Here is a 20,471-nt window from a genome sequence, read left to right as displayed (position 1 = left end):
AATGAGCAGGTTCTATAATTGAACTTTGTCAAAGTTATTTTTTACTTTAAGAAGCAATTTCCATACGCTTCAATAAGTTTTTGCTTAGCGTATGTTCTGCATATTCTTTGTCGATTGTTAAACTTATATCATCTGATGTTGGCAGTTCGTACATGGCATCTGTCAAGATAGCTTCACATAATGAACGCAATCCACGAGCTCCTAGTTTATACTCTAAAGCTTTATCTACAATAAAATCTAAAGCCTCGTCTGTAATCGTAAATTCAACATCATCCATTAAGAATAATTTCTGATATTGTTTGATCAATGCATTTTTAGGTTGTGTTAAAATCGCACGAAGCGTTGCTTTATCCAAAGGATCCATGTGCGTTAAAACTGGCAAACGTCCAATAATCTCAGGAATCAAACCAAAGTCTTTAATATCTTTTGGAATGATGTATTGCAACAGATTATCTTTATCAATATTGTCAGTGTTTTTAGAAGTTGAGTAACCAACTGCCTGACGGTTTAAACGTTTTGAAATAATACGCTCTACACCATCAAAAGCTCCACCAGCAATAAATAAGATATTTTGAGTATTCACCTCAACAAATTTCTGGTCTGGGTGTTTACGTCCTCCTTTTGGCGGTACGTTTACGACTGTTCCTTCCAATAACTTCAATAATGCCTGTTGAACACCTTCTCCAGAAACGTCACGAGTTATAGATGGATTATCACTTTTACGAGCGATTTTATCAATTTCGTCAATAAATACGATTCCTCTTTCTGCTTTCGCTACGTCGTAATCTGCCGCTTGAAGCAAACGAGTCAAAATACTTTCAACGTCTTCTCCAACATAACCAGCTTCTGTCAATACTGTCGCATCAACAATAGCCAAAGGAACGTCTAACATTTTAGCAATAGTTTTTGCCACTAATGTTTTTCCTGTTCCTGTCTGGCCAACCATAATGATGTTGCTTTTTTCAATCTCAACTTCATCGTCCAATTGCTGTTGCATTAAACGTTTGTAGTGATTGTAAACCGCAACCGACATTACTTTTTTAGTCTGATCTTGTCCAATAACATATTGATCCAAGAAAGCTCTGATTTCTTTTGGTTTCTTTAAAATTAAGTCCCCAACCAGTTTAGCATTTCCGCTGGATTTTAACTCTTCTAATACGATTCCGTGCGCTTGCTCAATACACTTATCACAGATATGTGCATTAATCCCGGCAATTAATAAATTAGTTTCTGGCTTTTTTCTTCCACAAAACGAACATTCTAATACTACTTTTGCCATTCTTTATTTAAGTTACTAAGCTGCAAAGATACTAAGTTTCTAAGCTTTTTGATTTAATTAAAACTTAAAAACTTAATTCTTTGCAGCTTAATATTTATTTTTTTGTTTCAAGTTTAATTTTGCTTCATCCCGATAGCTATCGGAACAAGTTAATCTTTGAACCTTAGTTCCTTTGCAACTTTGAACCTTACAAAAAATTATCCTCTTCTTAATACTTCGTCAATCATTCCGTACTCTTTTGCTTCATCTGCTTTCATCCAGTAATCACGCTCACTGTCTTTGTGCACTTTGTCAAAAGTTTGTCCTGAATGGTGCGAAATAATGTTGTATAATTCGTCTTTTAATTTCAGCATCTCACGTAAGTTGATTTCCATATCTGTTGCAACTCCTTGTGCTCCTCCAGATGGCTGGTGAATCATTACTCTTGAGTGAGGTAACGCAGAACGTTTTCCTGCTGCTCCTGCACATAATAATACCGCTCCCATAGAAGCTGCCATTCCCGTACAGATTGTCGCTACATCAGGCTTGATGTATTGCATAGTATCGTAAATTCCTAAACCTGCATAAACACTTCCTCCTGGAGAGTTTAAGTAAATTTGAATATCTTTTGAAGCATCAGCGCTTTCTAAAAATAGCAACTGAGCCTGAACGATATTAGCGATTTGATCGTCGATACCTGTTCCTAAAAAGATAATTCTATCCATCATTAATCTTGAGAACACATCTAATTGAGAAATATTCAACTGACGCTCTTCGATAATATATGGAGTCATGTTTGTTGGTGTCATTGCAGCTACGATTTTATCGTAATACATTGCGTTTACTCCTTGGTGCTTTGTAGCAAATTTTTTGAATTCTTTACCGTAGTTCATATTTTTAGTTTATAAAGTTTTGAAAATCTAAAGTCAGAAAATGACTAAAACGAATTAAACAAAGTTCATACCTTTTTATAAGAGATGCCAATTTGTCTTCTTTTTAAAGATGCTAAGATTCTAAGGTGCTAAGGTTCTAAAGTTTTTTTTTACTAAGGAACATTTACCAACTTGAAATCTGAAACAAAAAAAGAACGTCAACAGAATAAAAATTCCATTGACGTTCAAATATAATTATTTTTATCTTTCAGTTTCTGTAATAAAATCTTAATTTTTAAAAAGTATACTTCTTAACTTTCGACTTTAAAACTTTTGACTTTCAGACTTAGATTTATTCTCCGTAAGAAGCCGCGATAAATTCTTCGTAAGTAACCTCTTTAGTAGTTGGGTTAGCTTTTTCTTTGAAAATATCTAACATTTTAGATGCTACAACTTGCTCAGAAAGTCTTTTCACTTCGTCTTGGTTAGATAAAACTCTAGCCACGATTCCTTGAACTTCTTCGTCAGTTGGGTTTGTTTGACCAAATTGAGCCATCTGCTGTCTGATTGCGTTTGATGTAAACTCTTTCAAATCTTCAAATGTAATTTGGATATTGCTTTGAGCTAATGCTTTTCCTTCAATTAATTGGAAACGTAAACCTTTTTCAGATCTTGCGTATTCTACTTCAGCTTCTTCTGGAGTTAATTTCTTCTCTCCAACAGTTTGCAACCATTTTTTCAAGAATTCAGCTGGTAAATCGAATTTTGTATTTTCGATTAAGAAATCCTGAACATCTAATAATAATTTTTGTTCTGCTTGCTGTGCGAATTGTGCTTCAGCATCTTCTTTAATTTTAGCTTTCAAATCTTCTAAAGAAGCTACTTTTCCTTCTCCAAAAAGTTTATCGAATAATTCTTGGTTTAATTCAGCTGGCTCAGAACCATTGATTGCTTCGATTGTGAAGTTTACTTCAACATCTAAACCGTGAACACCTTCGTGACCTACTTTTAAGTAATCCATTAATTGGTGATCGTCATCAAATAAACCTTTTGTGCTTACTGTAACAACATCTCCAACTTTTTTACCTATGAATTGTTTTTGAGCTTTTTTGCTGAATGTATCAACAGAAATTGTAGTAGTATTATTGATTCCGTTTGCTTCGCTTGCGAAAGTTCCAGTTAAGTCAGATTTTGCATCAGATACTTCTTGTGGAACTGCTTTTCCAAATTGTTTTTGGATACGTTCCACTTGTCCGTCGATTAATTTATCGTCAGCAGTAACAACGTATTTTACGATATTATTTTTAGCTTCAAGATCAATTTCGAAGTTTGGCACTAAACCAATTTCGTACTCGAAAGTTAATTCTTCTGCATCCCAGTTAAAATCTTCGTTTACTTTTGGAAGCGGAGTTCCTAAAAGATTTAATCTTTCAGATTGAATATAACGCTCTAAAGCCAAATCAACTACTTTTTTGATCTCTTCTTGCTTAATAGCTTTTCCGTATTGTTTTTCAACAAGATCTTTAGGAACTTGTCCTTTTCTGAATCCTTTTACTTGCGCTAAAGGCATTTTTTCGTTGATTCTTTTTGCTACTTGACCTTTATAATCCATATGAACAACGTTCATAACAATCGTCTCGTTTACAGCGTCTATTGCTACTCTTTTAATATCCATCTTCTTCTTTAATTTACGTAATAAAATTGGGTTGCAAAATTATAAAATTTTTGCAACCCAACCAAGTTTTTAATCTATTGTATTTGAAGCAGTTTTAATCTGCCCGATTTGTTTTTTATTTGTCGTCTCCCAGTATTTTATAAGTAAGAGATTGAAGTATAGACAAAATAATACTGAATATTAGTGCTGTCCAAAATGAATTTACCGCAAAACCGCCTACAATATTAGTGCAAAGCAAAATAATCACCGCGTTGATCACCAGTAAAAACAAACCTAATGTGACCAAAGTAACCGGTAAAGTCAAAATCACTAAAATTGGTTTTATAAAAACATTCAGCAATCCTAAAACTACCGCAACAATTAGAGCTGTACCAAAACTAGCCACATGCACTCCCGTCAAAATATTAGACAACAACAAAACTAAAGCAGCAGTAACAAGGAGTCTAAGTAATAATTTCATGGTTCTTGAGGTTTAAAATTTATTTAAAAGTAATAAAATTTCATCAAAAAAGACTACTCTTTTAAAAACGTAGTGGTCAATTCGAAAAACATCTGCGGATTTTCAGCATGAAGCCAATGCCCTGCATTTGGAATAGTCTCTAGCTTTAAATTTGGAAAATGCTGACGAATTCCGTCAATATCCTGATCTTGAATGTAGCCTGAACTCCCACCTCTAATAAATAATGTCGGATTTTTAAAAACAAGATTATCTGCCAAAGGTTTCCCAATCGCATCTAGATTATTATTGAAAGCCTCTAAATTAAATCGGAAAGCCAATTGTCCAGGTTCTTTCCAATATAAATTCTTTAGCAAAAACTGGCGCGTTCCAAAATCTGTTACATATTGTGATAAAATTGCCTCCACATCATTTCGGCTTGGTTTTACCGAAAAATCAACAGCATTTAATCCTGCCAAAATATCTTGGTGATGCTGTTTGTAGAATCTCGGACCAATATCTGCCACAATCAATTTGTCTACAATTTCAGGATGAGTCGTTGCAAAAAGCATTGCTACTTTTCCTCCCATTGAATGGCCTAGAATATCAATTCGCGTTAGATTATTTGCCTGACAGTATTCATAAACATCCTGAACCATAGCCTCGTAACTCCATTCGTCTGAATGAAAACTGCGACCGTGGTTTCTTAGATCTAAAATATGAACTTGAAATCCGGCTTCTACATATTGTCCGGCAAGAGTTTTCCAGTTATCAGACATTCCAAGAAATCCGTGCATTATGATAAATGGCTTGCCCTCGCCTTCTATTTTTGAATAAAGCATATTTTTATTTTTTTCCTTTTAAAGAATTATTTCAATTTATTCAGATACATATTTACAGTATTATCTAAGCCAAGATAAAGTGCCTCCGAAATCAAGGCATGTCCAATAGAAACTTCCAATAATCCTGGAATATTTTGCTTGAAAAACTTGATATTATCTAAACTTAAATCGTGTCCAGCATTGATTCCTAAGCCCAATTCATTTGCCAATTCTGCCGCTTTAATGTACGGTTCAATTCCTTTCTCGTTTCCTAAACTATATTGATGTGCAAAAGATTCTGTATACAATTCAATTCTATCTGTTCCTGTTTTCTTTGCACCTTCAATCATTTCTAAAATCGGATCAACAAAAATCGAAGTTCTGATTCCGTTTCTTTGAAATTCCTGAATAACTTCAGTTAAATAATCTTGATTTTTAATGGTATCCCAACCTGCAGAAGAAGTTATTGCGCCAATTGCATCTGGAACCAATGTCACTTGATCTGGTTTGCATTCTAAAACCAAATCAATAAAATTATGCTGCGGATTTCCTTCAATATTATATTCTGTTGTAACAATAGCTTTTAAATCGCGTGCATCCTGATAACGAATATGACGCTCGTCTGGACGAGGATGAATTGTAATTCCCTGCCCTCCAAAACGCTGAATATCTGTCGCTACTTTTAATAAATCGGGAACATTTCCGCCTCGAGCATTTCTAAGCGTTGCTATTTTATTGATATTTACACTTAATTTTGTCATATAAATAGATATTAATTCTAGTAACATTATATTTGTCACGACAAAAATACAAAGTAAAACAGAGCGGTTTTCGGTATTTTTTGATTATTTTGCATCAAATATCCTCAATTGATTTATGACAGAAATTACAAACTATATCACAAACGATTTCAGGGCAATTGACAGTCAGGAAACAATAGCGTCGATTCAGGACTTTTTTGTCGATGTAAATTTTTCTCATTTTCCGATTTTAGAAGATGGTGTTTTTATTGGAAGCATCTCTTCTGACGATGTTGAAACATTTGACATTGAAAAAAAAGCAATTGATTACAAATATACTTTAGAACGTTTTTTTGCCAGAAAATCAATGATCTGGTTAGATGTTCTAGAAGTTTTTGCAAAAAACCACACCAATCTTCTTCCAATTCTTGATGAGAATAATAATTATATAGGTTATTATGAAATGGAAGACATCATGAAATTTTTTCAGGAAACTCCATTTTTGAAAGAGCCAGGAGCGATTATCATTGTCCAAAAAGGCCTTTTGGATTATTCTATGAGCGAAGTAACACAGATTGTAGAAAGTAATAATGGTAAAGTTCTAGGGTGTTTTGTTTCTGAAGCTGACACAGAAAATGTTCAGATTACTATAAAAATTGGTTTAGGAGCGATTAATGAAATCATTCAAACCTACAGAAGATATGGTTATGAAATCATTTCAGAACATCAAGAAGACACCTATATTAACAGTTTAAAAGAACGATCAGATTATTTAGACAAATACCTTAATATATAAGTTATGAATGTGCCAATGGGAAAATTAGTTAATTAGATGATTTTCGCATTTCCCAATTATCTAATTGAAACATTGACCAATTCTCTAATTTAACAACTAATGAAAATAGCCATTTACGGACAATATTATCAGAACAGTACCGAACCTATTATAAAAGACATTTTCAACTTCTTTAATACCAACAATATCGAGATGGTAATTGAAGAAAATTTTCTGAACATGCTTTATGAAAAACAGCTTGTAAAAAAAGAATACAAAACTTTTTCTCCAAGTACTGCTTTAGACAATAGTTTCGAAATGCTTATCAGTATTGGTGGCGATGGAACAATTTTAAGAGCCGCTGCTTTCGTTCGTAATTCTGGCGTTCCTTTATTAGGAATCAACGCTGGAAGACTAGGCTTTCTGGCAAAAGTTCAGAAAGAAAACATCGATATTTTACTTCAATATGTTATTAGCCAAAACTACACAACTTCTGAAAGAACTTTATTAGGAATAACATGTGAACCGTATAACGAAGCTTTTAAGGAACTTAATTTCGCTATGAACGAAGTTACAGTGAGTAGAAAAGACACGACTTCGATGATTACAGTTGAAACTTATTTGAACAATGAATATTTAAATTCTTATTGGGCCGACGGACTAATCATTTCAACGCCAACCGGATCAACTGGGTATTCTCTAAGCTGTGGGGGGCCAATTTTAACACCAGATGTAAAGAGTTTAGTTATTACACCAATTGCCCCACATAATTTAACCGCCAGACCGCTTGTTATTCCTGACGATACCGAAATTACATTGCGTGTTACAGGAAGAGAAGACCAATATTTGGTTTCTTTAGACTCGAGGATTTCTTCTGTAAAAAACGAGTCTATTTTAAAAATAAAAAAAACAGATTACAAAATTAAAATGGTTGAAATACCAGGCGAAACTTTCTTGAAAACCTTAAGAAATAAATTGCTTTGGGGAGAAGATAAAAGAAATTAAACTCTTTTCTGATTCTTCACTATACGATAATACCACATTTTCTCGTTCTGCATGTAGTGAATCATCATTAAATGGCTCAAAATCATAACGTAAATTGAAAAAAAAGCACATTTAACTAAAGGAACTTTGATTCGTATCGATAATTATTATATTTGCACGCAATTTTGAATTAAATGAAGAAAATTTTTAATTTATTGTTATGTTTTTTCCCTCTTATTACACTAAATGCTCAGATAAATGAGATTGGTGTTTTTCTTGGCGGAAGTAACTTTGTGGGAGATGTTGGGAAAACAACTTATATCGCTCCAGAAAAACTAGCTTTTGGTGTTCTTTACAAATGGAATAGAAGCCCAAGACACTCTTGGAGATTTTCTTATACTCAATCTAACGTAAGCGGAAATGACTTCAAATCTGATGAAACAGGAAGAAACCAAAGAGGTTATCGTTTTGACAATGATATTAAAGAGTTTTCTGCAGGCCTAGAATTCAACTTCTTCGACTTCAATCTGCATGATGATCATACCAAAATAACCCCTTATGTTTTCACTGGTTTAAACTACATTCTTTACGACAACTTGTATAGATACACCACAAGTCCAAATGTAATATATTCTCAAAAAAACCGTGGTTCAGTAGCTATACCTATAACATTAGGTGTAAAATCAAACATAACGCCTCGCTTTGTGCTAGCTGCCGAAGTTGGTGCACGTTATACTTTTACAGACAATATTGACGGAAGTAATCCCAATACAAGCAATCCAAATATTCTAAAATTTGGAAATTTAAATAATAATGACTGGTACGTTTTTTCAGGTCTTACTTTGACGTATACCTTTGGAAAAAAACCATGCTATTGCGCATACTAAAAATGAATTTAATAGAATCAATAGATCACACAAACCTACCTAAACACCTTGCCATTATTATGGACGGGAACGGACGCTGGGCAAAACAACAAGGCTACTTACGTGCGTTTGGACATGAAAATGGAACAAAATCTGTAAAAGAAATCATCAAAACCTCAGCCAAACTTGGAATTGAGTACTTGACCCTTTATGCTTTTTCTACAGAAAACTGGAATCGCCCTAAATTAGAGGTTCAGGCATTAATGAAAATATTGATCAATTCATTAAAAAAAGAACTTGTTACCCTTCAAGAAAACAATATCAGACTTAATGCAATTGGAAATCTTGACAAATTACCAAAAACAGCCCAAAAAGAACTTTTGGATGTTATGGAAAAAACCAAAAACAATACCCGCTTAACTCTTACCCTCGCTTTAAGTTATGGCTCCAGAGAGGAACTGGTAAATGCTGTAAAGGCAATTAGTGATAAAGTTAAAAATAATATAATTTCAATAGACACTATTGACGATTCAATTATAAATGAGCATCTTTACACGCAAAATTTACCTGACGTAGATTTATTAATACGAACAAGTGGAGAACATAGAATAAGTAATTTTTTGCTATGGCAAATCGCCTATGCAGAATTGTATTTTACTAATGTCTTGTGGCCAGACTTTAAAGACCAAGATTTATATGAGGCTATTATTAGTTATCAAAAAAGAGAACGTAGATTTGGAAAAACCAGTGAACAAATTAAATAATTTTTTAGTGTTGCAAAAAAAAATACAAATAGTCTTTACCCTTTTACTTTTGGGTAGTTTTTCACAAATTAAAGCACAAGAAAGAGTCCCTTTCGATCAAGGGAAAAAATATATTCTAGCTAAAGTTTCTGTTGTTGGTAAAATAAGCTTCAATGAACAGACTGTTGTTACCTTTTCAGGACTTCAAAAAGGTCAGGAAATCACTGTTCCTGGTGAAGAAATCAGTAGTGCAATTAAAAAATTAGGCAAACTTGGACTTTTTGATGAGATTGCTTTCTACGTAAATAAAGTAGAAAATGATAGCATCTATTTAGATTTAGATATTGTTGAGCTTCCTAAATTAAATGAAGTTAAAATCGTTGGTGTTAAGAAAAGCAAAGTAGAAGGCTTAATTAAAGACAACAATTTGACTAAGAACAAAATTGTAAACGAAAACTTAATCACTACAACAAAAAATTACATTGAAAACAAATATAAAAAAGAAGGTTTTTATAACACAAAAGTCAATATAACAAATACTCCAGATACTATTAATGGGCATCAAGTCAATATGCTTATTAGAATTGACAAGGGAGACAAAGTCAAAATCAGCAGTATTGATTTTACAGGAAACAAACAGCTATCAGACAGCCAATTGCGTGCTGCAATGAAAGACACGAAACAGAAAAATTTTATTCGCGTATTTAAAGCATCTAAATTTATTCCCGAGAAATATAAAACTGACTTAGAAAAAGTAATCGCTGCCTACAAAGAAAAAGGGTATCGTGACGCCCGTATTATTTACGATTCAGTACAATATAACAAGAAAAAAAATACGCTTGCAATTAAAATTAATGTTGAAGAAGGAAACAAATATTACTTCGGAAATATTAAATTCTTAGGTAATACCGTTTATTCAGATCAGCTATTAAGCCGTTATTTAGGAATCAAAAAAGGTGAAACTTATAATGGGGTTTTACTAGAAAAAAGAATTGCAGATAAGACAAAACCAGACGCAGAAGACATTACCAACTTATATCAAAACAATGGTTATCTGTTTTCAAATATTAATGCTGTAGAGGTAAAAACAGTTAACGATACAATCGATTTTGAGATTAGAGTAACTGAAGGCCCTATCGCTTATTTCAACAAAATTACGGTTGTTGGAAATGACAAGACAAACGACCATGTTATATACCGTGAGCTAAGAACAAAACCAGGTGAAAAATATAGTAAAGAACAATTAGTCAGAACAATTCGCGAGATTGGACAATTAGGGTTCTTTGATCCTGAGGCAATCGATCCTAAATTTAAAAACGTAGATGCTGGAGCTGGAACAGTTGATATTGAATATAATGTAGTAGAAAAAGGATCTAGCCAGGTTGAGCTTCAAGGAGGTTATGGCGGTGGAGGCTTCATTGGTACATTAGGGCTTTCATTTAACAACTTCTCTGCCCGTAAAATGTTCGACAAAGAAGCTTATAAACCTTTACCAATGGGAGATGGACAAAAGGTTGCTCTTCGTTTACAAGGAAGCACCTATTTCCAAACTTATAGTTTATCTTTCTCAGAACCTTGGTTTGGAGGAAAGAAACCTGTACAATTTAGCTCATCTATTTCATACAGTAAGCAATTTCTTAACAATTATATCACTAGAACTGTTGATAAAAGCAAAAGTTTTAATATTTTTACAGTACAAGTTGGTTTAGCAAAAAGATTAACAGTGCCAGATGACTACTTTGTATTATCACAATCTTTAAGTTATCAGCACTACGACCTAAACAATTACAACACTGGTTTGTTTACTTTTGGTAATGGTGCATCTAGAAACTTAGCTTATACTATTGGACTTTCAAGAAGCAATAAAGGGGTAAACCCGATATTCCCAACTTATGGTTCTGAATTTAGTATTACTGCAAAAGTTACACCTCCATATTCATTATTTAATGGTATTGATTATGGCGATTTGAAAAACCAAAAAGAATATAAAACGCAATATACTGGTGAAAACAGATCAGATGATTACCAACAACCTCTTAATAAAGGAGATTACTATAAAACTGATAGTTCAGGAAAAATTATGAGTGTTGGATCTGATTACGCAAGCGCCGATACAGATGTAGCAAAAGTTGATCAGAAAAAATATAACTGGTTAGAATATTATAAAGTTAAATTTAAAGGAGACTGGTATACTAAAGTATATGGAAAATTAGTATTAAGAACACTGACAGAGTTTGGTTTCTTAGGAGCTTATAATCAAGAAAGAGGAGTAATTCCGTTTGAGCGTTTTTACTTAGGAGGTGATGGTATGGCCAACTACTCAATGGATGGTAGAGAGACCATTCAGTTGAGAGGTTATCCAAACAACTCTTTAACTCCTGTAAATGCAAATGGAGATGCAATTGGAGCAACGATTTACAACAAGTTCTCTATGGAATTACGTTACCCAATTACATTAAAAGCATCTGCATCTATTTTTGCCTTAACGTTCTTAGAAGCAGGCTCATCCTATCCAACGTTCAAAGATTACAACCCATTTGACTTAAGCCGTTCTGCTGGTGCGGGTTTACGTGTATTTATGCCTGCATTTGGATTATTGGGTATTGATTTTGGTTATGGATTTGACGCTCTTCCAGGACAATCAAAACCTAATGGATGGGAAACACACTTTATCATTGGACAACAATTTTAGAGAAATAACGTTTGGTTAAAAATCATCAAATAAAGTTATGTTATGAGAAAACAATTTTTATTTATATTTTTAGCCTTGATTGTAGCAAATACAAGTCAGGCACAAGGTAAGACTACTCGAATTGGCTACATCGACATGGAATATATTTTAGAAAATGTTTCCGATTATAAAGAAGCTAAATCACAATTAGAGCAAAAAGCTCAAAAGTGGAAACAAGAAGTTGAGGCTAAAAAGTTAAATATAAATAACTTGAAGGAAAGCTTAAAAACAGAAAAAGCTTTACTTACAAAGGAATTAATAGAAGAAAGAGAAACAGAAATTAAGTTTCTTGAACAGGAAATGATGGATTATCAGCAGAAACAATTTGGTTCTGATGGAAATCTAATGAGACAGAAAGCAGCTTTAGCTAAACCTATACAAGATCAGGTTTTTACTGCTGTGCAAGATATAGCAGAGGCAAAAAATTATGATTTTGTTTTTGATAAATCATCAGATCTTACTATGCTTTTTAGCAATAAAAGATTTGATATCAGCGATCAGGTTTTAAGAATCTTAAACCGTACTGAAAAACGTGAACAGCTGACTAAAAAACAATTGAAAGAGCAAGAGGCTAAAGAAAATATTGAAAATGCGATTGATGAGAATCCAGCAATGGCCGATCGTCAAAAAGCACTTGACGAGAAAAAAGCAGCGAGAGAAAAACTAATTCAAGACAGAAAATTAGAACAGGAAGCCAAGAGAAAAGAATATGAAGATAGAAGAAAAGCTTTACAAGAAGAGAGAGAAGCTAAAAAAAATGGCACGGTTTCTGGAACAGCTCCAGCAGCAGCAGTGACAGAAGCTGCTAAAACAAGTTCGACTGCTAAAACTGTAACACCAACAGCAACTGGAACAACACCCGCTGGTGAACAGCCTACAATGACAAAAGCAGAAGAAAGACAATTGCTTTACGAACAGCGTAAAAAAGAACTGGAAGAAAGAAGAAAGAAAATTTTAGAAGAAAGAGAAGCGGCTAAAAAAGCAAAAGAAGCCGAATCACAAAAAACAAATACGACCAATAATTAATTAATATTTTAAAAATGATGAAACAAATCAAAACTTTACTAATTGCTGCAATTCTTATTTTAGGAGCAAGTAACACAATGAACGCACAAGCGAAGGTAGCTCATGTTGATGTAAGCGAGATCATGTCGAAAATGCCTGCTATGCTAGATGCTCAAAATCAACTGCAAAAATTAAGTGGTACATATGATGCTGAATACAAAAAAATGGTTGACGAATATCAAGTGAAAATTAAAAAGTACGAAGCTGAAGCTGCAACTGTAACAGATGCTGTAAACGGTGAGCGTTCTAAAGAAGTTCAAGATATGCAAAAGAGAATTGTTGACTACAGAGACAATGCTCAAAAAGAATTACAACAAAAAGAAACAGATATCGTAAAACCTTTAATGGAAAAAGTAAGAGCTTCTATCCAAAAAGTTGGAAAAGCTAAAGGTTTCCAATACGTTTTAGACGGTTCTACTTTATTATTAGCTGATGGTCCAAACATCACTGCTGACGTTAAAAAAGATTTAGGATTCTAAGAAATTAAATTCCGATAATTAAACTGCTCAATTTATATAATTTGAGCAGTTTTTTTTTACAAAAAATTAAACTTAACCTTTGGTATTATTTCAAGATTTCGCTTAACTTAGAATAACTAATTTTTATTAAAAAATATTAAATTTGCTTTATGATAAACAATAATCCTATAGGCGTCTTTGATTCTGGCATTGGCGGAACTTCCATCTGGAGCGCCATTCATGACCTTCTTCCAAATGAAAAAACCATTTATCTGGCTGACAGTAAAAATGCGCCTTATGGCCAAAGAAGCAAAGATGAGATTGTTGCATTAAGCAAAAAAAATGTAGAGTTCTTGCTTAAGAACAATTGCAAGCTAATCGTTGTTGCTTGCAATACTGCTACAACAAATGCGATAGTAGAATTACGTGCAGATTATGATGTTCCATTTGTTGGAATTGAACCTGCCATTAAACCTGCTGCAAACAATTCTCAAACTCAGGTTATTGGGATTCTAGCTACAAAAGGAACGCTTAACAGTGAGCTGTTTAATAAAACTGCCGAGATGTTTCATAACACCAAAATCATTGAGCAGGTTGGACACGGACTTGTACAGCTGATTGAAGACGGCAATTTGTACTCACCAGAAATGACACAATTGCTAGAATCATATCTTCAGCCAATGATTGAAGCTAATATCGATTACTTAGTTTTAGGATGCAGCCACTATCCTTATCTAATTCCTCAGATAAAAAAAATTCTCCCAGGTCATATTAAAATAATAGATTCAGGAGAAGCCGTTGCACGTCAAACTAAAAATCTGCTTAAAGATAAAGTTGGCTTTTCTGAAAGTGCAGATATTGATCCAGTATTTTATGTAAATTCTGACCCTAAAGTTTTAGAATCAATTTTAGAGTATAAATATCCTGTAATCAAAAAAGATTTTTAGATTATTATTCAAACTTTCGCTTGACAAACCAAATTCCGTCCAATGATAAGTTTAATGATATTTTATGGTAGTTTTCTTTTATTAAATCATTTGCAATTCTACCTTTCTGTCCGTAAGAATAAGAGACATTAAGTGATGAAAATGTGTTTTCAATTGGAAGATTTAGTCCGATAGAAATAGACGCACTGTTAACACGCTGTTTGTCAACTTCGAGATAACCATTATCAAAATTTACACCAGCCGCATATCCTACTCTATCCCAATATCTTCTAACATTCTTTTTGGCACTGTAAGTAAACCCCAGCGCAAAACGATCTTGATTTACAAACTTTCCATAAAGCTCAGACTGATTGGTATCTTTCCATAAACTCCTTTCGTAATCTAAAGTTACATTCAGATTATTTCTAAATCGCTTACTAGCTCCAAAACCTATTTCTAAAGGAATGTAATAATCATCTACGTCTGAGGCTTTATCGGTTTCTATAGAAGATTCTACTTCATCTGTAATACTTGTTACCGATTGCACTTTGGAAGCATTGATTCTGGAAGGAACTTTAACAGTCATTCCAATTGTAAATGTAGAATCTACTTTAAACTGAGCTCCCAAAGTTGCACGAACTCCTCTATAATCTGTTTTCTTATGTACAGTTGTGATTGTATTTGAAATTAAAAAAGCACGATCATCAACCGTATTTCCAAAAAGGAATGTTCCTGTCGCTCCTACTGCCAACTTTTTTCCAAATCTATATCCGTATGAAAAATCCAAATTATTCAAACCTCCAGATCCTTGTGCTGTAACATAATAATATTCTTGGCTGTCAGTAATTGGAAGTTTTAAATTAGAAATTTTGAATACCGAACTAGAATATGGACGAAGTGCCAAACTAAAACCAGAGTTTTTTGTAACTGGAAAAGCAAATGCCAAATGAGAAAACTGAAAATTATTTCGCTTTTCTTCTCGATTACTGCTCTGATAAGTTGTGGCAATCGCTTTTCCTCCAATATCAAAAAGAAAATGATTTTGATACATGGATCCTAAAGAAGCTGGATTTAAATTATTAATAAAAGTATCTGAAGGCAAAGCAATTCCAGAACCACCAATTGAAGGCAAATAGCCAAAATCTGAATCATACAAACTTCCAACACCGTAAAGCGAATATGGAGAACTCGAAATACTTTGAGAAAATGAAGTCAGCGACATCAAAAGGAAGCAACTCCATAAAAAAATTCTATTTTTCATTTAGTAAGAGATGTAATAAATTTTCAACTGAATTTTATTGTTCAAGTGCTTCTGATCACCTAAAACTATTCGGTTAACAGACTGTGCAATTCCTGGCAATGTCAAAATAAGCGATGATCTTGAATCAGATTGTTTCAGCATTTCCTTTTGAAGAAAGTTTCCAACCGAAATTGAGTACCCAACATTTTCGTTAAATTCATCAGTGCTTTTACTCAGTTTTCCGTAAACTGAAGAGCCAGCGGCATTCACAAGAGTTCCGCTTATTCTGTTTAAATTATCTCCCACATAAACAGTTAGCGAATCAGCTAGAGGATATTTTTCTGAATAAGTATTATTAATCGGTTTAAGAATCAATTCTGCATCGACAATAGCACCGTTTGCCGAAATATTCTTAAACTGTTTTATGTTTGGAAAATCGACCCGACATGCAACACCTGTTCCAGATTGTATAAATCCTTGGTTATTGACTAGTGTACTTGATAATGTACCAGTAGATACAGGGAGATTTTGCAGGATGGTTCCTGTTTTGTCGAGCGAAATAGAGTTAAACTGTTTCGAAGTGTCTAAAATCGAAAAATCGATTATATATGGAGTTTCACTATCTGTTTTATACTTTGAATAATACAACCGAACCTTGCTTTCCGAAACACTAAATCCGATAACATTGGAAGAACTTGAATTTTCTGGAACCAATACAAACCCTTTCAAATATTCTGTAAAACTGTCAAAATCTGTAACTTCTCTTTTCTTTATTTTTTGAAAAAGAGCTTCCCCAAATTCTTTACTCATTTGAATATTAATCGAATCTTTTTCCTTCGGTCGCGGCTTATAAGATATTGTACCCAAACTTTCCGAACTATAAGTCAGCGTCGAATTATTATAGAAATTATTATCCTCTTTGTTTGGTTTCACTTTTTGAGTTAGTCTATGGATATTAAACGTCTGGACTTTTGTAGTATCTCCATAATAATACCTGTCATACTTAAGAATCATAGAAATGGAATCAAACACATAATTCACAGACTCTGTATCTGACCCCACACTAGACAAAACATAATTGCTAGTAGAAAGCTGAAAGTAACTATCCGATTTTACTTTTCCGAAAATAGGATCATCGTAATTTCCTATCAGAATTCTACCTCGGCTGGAAGTTGCCAGTGAATCAAAATTAATCGTTGACATATTAACTGTGACCGTGTCAATTAAAATCACTTTGTTGCTTAAAGCCAAATAATCTGACCCAACAGTAAATTCTCCAGTATCTGTATCTGTACCACATGAAAATAAGCTTAGTACAAAAAGCAGTATCAAAATAAACTTGTGCATAATTTAATTTTTGAGCAAATATAAATTGCACACTTTGGCGACACACTATAACATATACTATCGCACTTTTTTAAGCTACAGACTGTACAAATTGATCTATAACCTGAATCTTGTTCTTAAATTTTAATTCGACCTTAAAAACGGTGATTTTGTCTATCAAAACACGTCATATATATATCTTCTTTTTTTTAAGGGCTTCATCCGTCTAATTTTGAACCAATAAAATAAATAATGAAAGTAAGGTTTTTAGTTTGTTCTGTTTTTTTTGATTTCATTTTTAGGTTTAAAAGCTCAGGAAAATTTTAGTGCTGCTGTTAATTTCAAAACTGAGCCAACAGAAAAGATAAATTTTAACGAAACAAACATTGCTGTTTTTTATCAGAAGAAACTAGGAACAAAAAGCAAAATAGCGAACACGTTGGAATATTCTAATTTGAAAGTGAATTACGAATTGAATCCATACAATTTTTACGCAGATCAGGAAAAATTCAACCAAGTTCAAAACAAGTTTGAGTATTCGTCTGAAATAGCAGAAAAAACAAAATGGAAGCTTTCTGTTATTCCAACGGCAAATTTTCAAATCAAATTGGATTTTTCAGATGTTACTGTTTTAGGAAGTTTAGAAATCAGTCAGAAGATTGGTTCAAAACTAAATGTAATTGTCGGAGCAGGTCGAACATCCATTTTTGGAGCGCCAAAGATTACGCCGATTGCTGCTTTTGATTATAAAATGAATGAGAAAATCAATTTTAGAATCGGATTTCCTGATTCCAAAATTTCTTATTCTAATAATGACCGAAACAAATTTAGTCTGACGAATAGCTTTAATGGAAATTTTTATCATTTGGACGAAACATCCAGTACAGAAAACAATGCCGAAAAAACCATTTTATCACAAATGACTTCGGCTTTAGAATACGAAAGAAATGTTGCCGGCAATTGGTTTTTAAATTTTAAAGCTGGTTATGATTTCAACAAAAAATACAATTTACTAGATAGCAATGACCATAAGGTTTACGACTATAATACCGGAAATGGCTATGTTTTAGGAATAGGGATCAAATACAAACAATAAATTAAATACACTATGATTAATCTAAAAAAAGGAATTTTATTCACAGCGCTTTTTTCAAGCCTCTTTTTTATAAGCTGCAGCAATGATGATGACGATGATGATTTGGTAGGAAACTGGATTAAAAAATCAGCCTTTGATGGCCCTGCAAGATCTAGTGCTACAAGCTTTGTTATCGGAGATTATGCTTACGTAGTAGGTGGTTATACTGGCGACGTTTATTTAAAAGATCTTTGGGTTTACAATTCAAATGGAGATTATTGGGAACAAAAAGCTGATTTTGGTGGTGTTGGAAGAAGTTCTGCTTCTAGTTTTGCATTAAACGAAAAAGGTTATGTAGGTCTTGGTTATGACGGAACAAACAAGCTGAAAGACTTTTATCAATACGACCCTACTGCAAACAGCTGGACACAAAAAACAGATTTTGCAGGAACGGCACGTTATGCAGCTGTAGGTTTTCAAGTTGGCGGTAAAGCCTATTTTGGAACGGGTTATGACGGAAACTATCTAAAGGATTTTTATCAATACGATGATCAAGCCAATACTTGGACTCTAGTAAATGGTTTTAGCGGTAACAAAAGACGTAATGCAACTGTATTTACAATTGCAGACAAAGCATATTTGGTAACAGGTGTAAATAATGGTGTTTATCAAGAAGATTTCTGGGAGTTTGATCCATCAACAGATGTTTGGACAAGAAAACGTGATATTGATAAAGATACTGATGACGATTACAGCTACAACGACGATTATGCGATTGTACGTTCTAATGCTTCAAGTTTTTCTATGAATGGTTTAGGATATGTTGTAGGAGGTGAAAACATCAAAACAGTTTGGGAGTACAATCCGTCAACTGATTTATGGACAGAAAGAACTCCAATGGAAGGCGCAACAAGAACCGATGCTGTTGGTTTTGCCATCAATAACCGCGGATTCTATATGTTAGGACGAATTGGTTCTACTTACTTTGATGATGCCTGGGAATTTAAGCCATTAGACGAACAAAGCGATGACGATAACTAATATTAAACAATTCTTCTGGAGTAATATCCAGAAGAATTTAATGGTTTTTACAGTCCTTTTACTTTTCAGTGCATGCACAAAAAAAGAAGCTTTAACATCTGCATCTTTCAAAACAAATTCTGGATGGGGTTATACAATTGCCTACAAAGAAAAAATCATAATTAAACAATCCATTATTCCTGTAATAAGTGACACTAAAAGTTTTGAAACAGAAAGCGATGCTCTAAAAGTTGCTGGTCTTGTAAAACAGAAACTCAAACAAAACTTATCCCCAACGGTAAACAAAAATGAACTAATTTTATTAAAAATAAAATTGTAAATGCAGATCGATACCATTAAAAATACAGGCTATAACAAAATATTATTCCATTTCATGATTTGGATTTTCTTTATTCTGACTTCATTAATTCAGTTTTATGAAAGTCCGTTTAAGCTCGACAATGATTTTTATGCCCAATGGCTTTCAGGGATTTTCTTGTTTTATCTGAACTATTTTTATTTGGTTCCAAATTATCTGCTGCAAAAAAAATATTGGCTGTACGGCGCATGTGCCATTGGTCTGATTGCGCTATTTCTGGTAATACGATTAAATTATTTTATTCCTGAATTTAGACATTTAAGGCCCGAAAACATGATGCATGCTGACACCATTATTCGTGATCCGCATTTTTTTCCAAGAGATGGTAGAATGCGTCACAGAATAGAAATGAGACAGCCATTTTTTTTCAAGATTGCTCCATCATTTTTCTATATCCTGATTATTACGATTTCTGCAATTATTAGAACATTAACTGAATTTTATAACAATCAGCAAAATAAACTAATCGCCGAAACACATAGAACAAATACTGAATTAATCTATTTGCGTAAACAAACCAACCCGCATTTTTTATTTAATTCTTTAAACAGTATTTATTCTTTGGCACACAAAAAATCTGATTTGGTCCCTGATGCCATCGTGACCTTGTCTGAACTAATGCGCTATATGCTGTATGAAACAGATAACAAAACGGTGGCTTTAGAAAAAGAGGTCAATTATATTCAGAATTATATCGAATTGCAAAAACTGCGATTAAATAATATTGAAGACATTGTGATTAATGTACATGGAGATACCAAAAACAAATTTATTGAGCCTTTGTTATTGATTTCTTTTGTAGAAAATGCTTTTAAATACGGAACCGATTATAAAGGCGCAGCCCACGTAAAAATCAAAATTCTTATTACAGATCACAATCTTGATTTTTGGATCGAAAATGCAATTGAAAATTATGTAAAGGATCCCGAAAACTCAGGAATTGGATTAGTAAATATTCAAAGCCGCCTTGATCTTCTTTATCCAAATGCACACACACTAACCATTACTCAGAATAATAAATATTACCGAGTTCATCTAAATTTAAAGTTAGACGAAATTAAAACCGCAATAGATTAAAGAC

The 20,471-nt window shown here is 33.3% G+C and carries 20 protein-coding genes; 12 read left to right on the top strand and 8 right to left on the bottom strand.

The window, feature by feature from the left end; all coding sequences use genetic code 11:
- Window positions 1-46 precede the first annotated feature (46 nt).
- From clpX to NU08_RS19500, 6 genes are all read right to left on the bottom strand, one after another.
- The gene (gene clpX / locus NU08_RS19525) at window positions 47-1,279 is read right to left on the bottom strand and encodes an ATP-dependent Clp protease ATP-binding subunit ClpX (RefSeq protein WP_129748749.1); all 1,233 of its coding nucleotides are present in this window, start codon (window positions 1,277-1,279) and stop codon (window positions 47-49) included.
- Between the two features lie 197 nt (window positions 1,280-1,476).
- Window positions 1,477-2,151, bottom strand: coding sequence for an ATP-dependent Clp endopeptidase proteolytic subunit ClpP (gene clpP, locus NU08_RS19520; protein ID WP_129748748.1), 675 nt, complete (start codon window positions 2,149-2,151; stop codon window positions 1,477-1,479).
- A gap of 331 nt (window positions 2,152-2,482) precedes the next feature.
- Window positions 2,483-3,805 carry a trigger factor gene (locus NU08_RS19515; protein ID WP_129748747.1) on the bottom strand — a complete coding sequence of 441 codons (1,323 nt, stop codon included), beginning with the start codon at window positions 3,803-3,805 and terminating at the stop codon, window positions 2,483-2,485.
- 115 nt (window positions 3,806-3,920) lie between these two features.
- Window positions 3,921-4,265, bottom strand: coding sequence for a phage holin family protein (locus NU08_RS19510; RefSeq protein WP_008467309.1), 345 nt, complete (start codon window positions 4,263-4,265; stop codon window positions 3,921-3,923).
- 53 nt (window positions 4,266-4,318) lie between these two features.
- The gene (locus NU08_RS19505; RefSeq protein ID WP_129748746.1) at window positions 4,319-5,083 is read right to left on the bottom strand and encodes an alpha/beta fold hydrolase; all 765 of its coding nucleotides are present in this window, start codon (window positions 5,081-5,083) and stop codon (window positions 4,319-4,321) included.
- Between the two features lie 26 nt (window positions 5,084-5,109).
- A complete protein-coding gene (locus NU08_RS19500) occupies window positions 5,110-5,823 on the bottom strand; it encodes a pyridoxine 5'-phosphate synthase (protein WP_129748745.1) in 714 nt (237 codons plus the stop codon).
- Window positions 5,824-5,938: 115 nt separating this feature from the next.
- Between NU08_RS19500 and NU08_RS19495 the strand changes: the two genes are divergently transcribed.
- From NU08_RS19495 to murI, 8 genes are all read left to right on the top strand, one after another.
- Entirely contained in the window at window positions 5,939-6,598 is a 660-nt protein-coding gene (locus tag NU08_RS19495) for a CBS domain-containing protein (protein WP_129748744.1), read from the top strand.
- A gap of 99 nt (window positions 6,599-6,697) precedes the next feature.
- A complete protein-coding gene (locus NU08_RS19490; protein WP_008467317.1) occupies window positions 6,698-7,582 on the top strand; it encodes an NAD kinase in 885 nt (294 codons plus the stop codon).
- Window positions 7,583-7,755: 173 nt separating this feature from the next.
- Window positions 7,756-8,448 (top strand): DUF6089 family protein, encoded by a 693-nt coding sequence (locus NU08_RS19485; RefSeq protein ID WP_129748743.1) that lies wholly within the window; start codon window positions 7,756-7,758, stop codon window positions 8,446-8,448.
- Window positions 8,449-8,450: 2 nt separating this feature from the next.
- On the top strand, window positions 8,451-9,191 hold the full coding sequence (locus tag NU08_RS19480; protein ID WP_129748742.1) for an isoprenyl transferase: 741 nt from the start codon (window positions 8,451-8,453) through the stop codon (window positions 9,189-9,191).
- On the top strand, window positions 9,124-11,862 hold the full coding sequence (gene bamA, locus NU08_RS19475; protein WP_129748741.1) for an outer membrane protein assembly factor BamA: 2,739 nt from the start codon (window positions 9,124-9,126) through the stop codon (window positions 11,860-11,862). The genes NU08_RS19480 and bamA overlap by 68 nt, the downstream gene beginning before the upstream one ends.
- A 42-nt stretch (window positions 11,863-11,904) precedes the next feature.
- Window positions 11,905-12,927: an OmpH family outer membrane protein gene (locus NU08_RS19470; protein ID WP_129748740.1), complete on the top strand. Its 1,023-nt coding sequence runs from the start codon at window positions 11,905-11,907 to the stop codon at window positions 12,925-12,927.
- A gap of 14 nt (window positions 12,928-12,941) precedes the next feature.
- A complete protein-coding gene (locus tag NU08_RS19465) occupies window positions 12,942-13,445 on the top strand; it encodes an OmpH family outer membrane protein (protein WP_170830271.1) in 504 nt (167 codons plus the stop codon).
- Between the two features lie 149 nt (window positions 13,446-13,594).
- A complete protein-coding gene (gene murI, locus NU08_RS19460) occupies window positions 13,595-14,371 on the top strand; it encodes a glutamate racemase (RefSeq protein ID WP_129748739.1) in 777 nt (258 codons plus the stop codon).
- Between the two features lie 4 nt (window positions 14,372-14,375).
- Here the strand turns inward: murI and NU08_RS19455 are convergent, their stop codons facing one another.
- Together NU08_RS19455 and NU08_RS19450 are read right to left on the bottom strand one after the other, a co-directional pair.
- Window positions 14,376-15,611, bottom strand: coding sequence for an aromatic hydrocarbon degradation protein (locus NU08_RS19455; RefSeq protein ID WP_129748738.1), 1,236 nt, complete (start codon window positions 15,609-15,611; stop codon window positions 14,376-14,378).
- A complete protein-coding gene (locus NU08_RS19450) occupies window positions 15,612-16,937 on the bottom strand; it encodes a DUF4270 family protein (RefSeq protein WP_129748737.1) in 1,326 nt (441 codons plus the stop codon). It abuts the gene before it with no gap.
- Between the two features lie 265 nt (window positions 16,938-17,202).
- Here NU08_RS19450 and NU08_RS19445 point away from each other — a divergent pair, with 265 nt between their 5' ends.
- Genes NU08_RS19445 through NU08_RS19430 form a run of 4 tightly spaced genes read left to right on the top strand, consistent with a single transcriptional unit; the run spans window position 17,203 to window position 20,467 of the window.
- Complete coding sequence (locus NU08_RS19445) at window positions 17,203-18,012, top strand: DUF6268 family outer membrane beta-barrel protein (RefSeq protein ID WP_242502604.1); 810 nt, start codon at window positions 17,203-17,205, stop codon at window positions 18,010-18,012.
- A gap of 12 nt (window positions 18,013-18,024) precedes the next feature.
- Window positions 18,025-19,032: a Kelch repeat-containing protein gene (locus NU08_RS19440; RefSeq protein ID WP_129748736.1), complete on the top strand. Its 1,008-nt coding sequence runs from the start codon at window positions 18,025-18,027 to the stop codon at window positions 19,030-19,032.
- Entirely contained in the window at window positions 19,019-19,351 is a 333-nt protein-coding gene (locus tag NU08_RS19435) for a DUF4907 domain-containing protein (protein WP_129748735.1), read from the top strand. The genes NU08_RS19440 and NU08_RS19435 overlap by 14 nt, the downstream gene beginning before the upstream one ends.
- Window positions 19,352-20,467, top strand: coding sequence for a sensor histidine kinase (locus NU08_RS19430; RefSeq protein WP_129748734.1), 1,116 nt, complete (start codon window positions 19,352-19,354; stop codon window positions 20,465-20,467).
- Window positions 20,468-20,471: the final 4 nt, after the last annotated feature.

The sequence above is a fragment of the Flavobacterium anhuiense genome (assembly GCF_004151235.1).
Classification (GTDB): Bacteria; Bacteroidota; Bacteroidia; order Flavobacteriales; family Flavobacteriaceae; genus Flavobacterium; species Flavobacterium anhuiense_A.
This window is presented reverse-complemented; position numbering and strand designations above follow the sequence as displayed.

Excerpts from the sequence above, each read along its gene's own strand:
- NU08_RS19490 (WP_008467317.1), top strand. The coding sequence starts at position 6,698 with ATGAAAATAGCCATTTACGGACAATATTATCAGAACAGTACCGAACCT.
- clpP (WP_129748748.1), bottom strand. The coding sequence starts at position 2,151 with ATGAACTACGGTAAAGAATTCAAAAAATTTGCTACAAAGCACCAAGGA.
- NU08_RS19480 (WP_129748742.1), top strand. The coding sequence starts at position 8,451 with ATGAATTTAATAGAATCAATAGATCACACAAACCTACCTAAACACCTT.
- NU08_RS19455 (WP_129748738.1), bottom strand. The coding sequence starts at position 15,611 with ATGAAAAATAGAATTTTTTTATGGAGTTGCTTCCTTTTGATGTCGCTG.
- NU08_RS19505 (WP_129748746.1), bottom strand. The coding sequence starts at position 5,083 with ATGCTTTATTCAAAAATAGAAGGCGAGGGCAAGCCATTTATCATAATG.
- NU08_RS19485 (WP_129748743.1), top strand. The coding sequence starts at position 7,756 with ATGAAGAAAATTTTTAATTTATTGTTATGTTTTTTCCCTCTTATTACA.
- NU08_RS19515 (WP_129748747.1), bottom strand. The coding sequence starts at position 3,805 with ATGGATATTAAAAGAGTAGCAATAGACGCTGTAAACGAGACGATTGTT.
- NU08_RS19435 (WP_129748735.1), top strand. The coding sequence starts at position 19,019 with ATGACGATAACTAATATTAAACAATTCTTCTGGAGTAATATCCAGAAG.
- NU08_RS19500 (WP_129748745.1), bottom strand. The coding sequence starts at position 5,823 with ATGACAAAATTAAGTGTAAATATCAATAAAATAGCAACGCTTAGAAAT.
- NU08_RS19440 (WP_129748736.1), top strand. The coding sequence starts at position 18,025 with ATGATTAATCTAAAAAAAGGAATTTTATTCACAGCGCTTTTTTCAAGC.
- bamA (WP_129748741.1), top strand. The coding sequence starts at position 9,124 with ATGAGGCTATTATTAGTTATCAAAAAAGAGAACGTAGATTTGGAAAAA.
- clpX (WP_129748749.1), bottom strand. The coding sequence starts at position 1,279 with ATGGCAAAAGTAGTATTAGAATGTTCGTTTTGTGGAAGAAAAAAGCCA.
- NU08_RS19465 (WP_170830271.1), top strand. The coding sequence starts at position 12,942 with ATGATGAAACAAATCAAAACTTTACTAATTGCTGCAATTCTTATTTTA.
- NU08_RS19450 (WP_129748737.1), bottom strand. The coding sequence starts at position 16,937 with ATGCACAAGTTTATTTTGATACTGCTTTTTGTACTAAGCTTATTTTCA.
- NU08_RS19495 (WP_129748744.1), top strand. The coding sequence starts at position 5,939 with ATGACAGAAATTACAAACTATATCACAAACGATTTCAGGGCAATTGAC.
- NU08_RS19470 (WP_129748740.1), top strand. The coding sequence starts at position 11,905 with ATGAGAAAACAATTTTTATTTATATTTTTAGCCTTGATTGTAGCAAAT.
- murI (WP_129748739.1), top strand. The coding sequence starts at position 13,595 with ATGATAAACAATAATCCTATAGGCGTCTTTGATTCTGGCATTGGCGGA.
- NU08_RS19510 (WP_008467309.1), bottom strand. The coding sequence starts at position 4,265 with ATGAAATTATTACTTAGACTCCTTGTTACTGCTGCTTTAGTTTTGTTG.
- NU08_RS19430 (WP_129748734.1), top strand. The coding sequence starts at position 19,352 with ATGCAGATCGATACCATTAAAAATACAGGCTATAACAAAATATTATTC.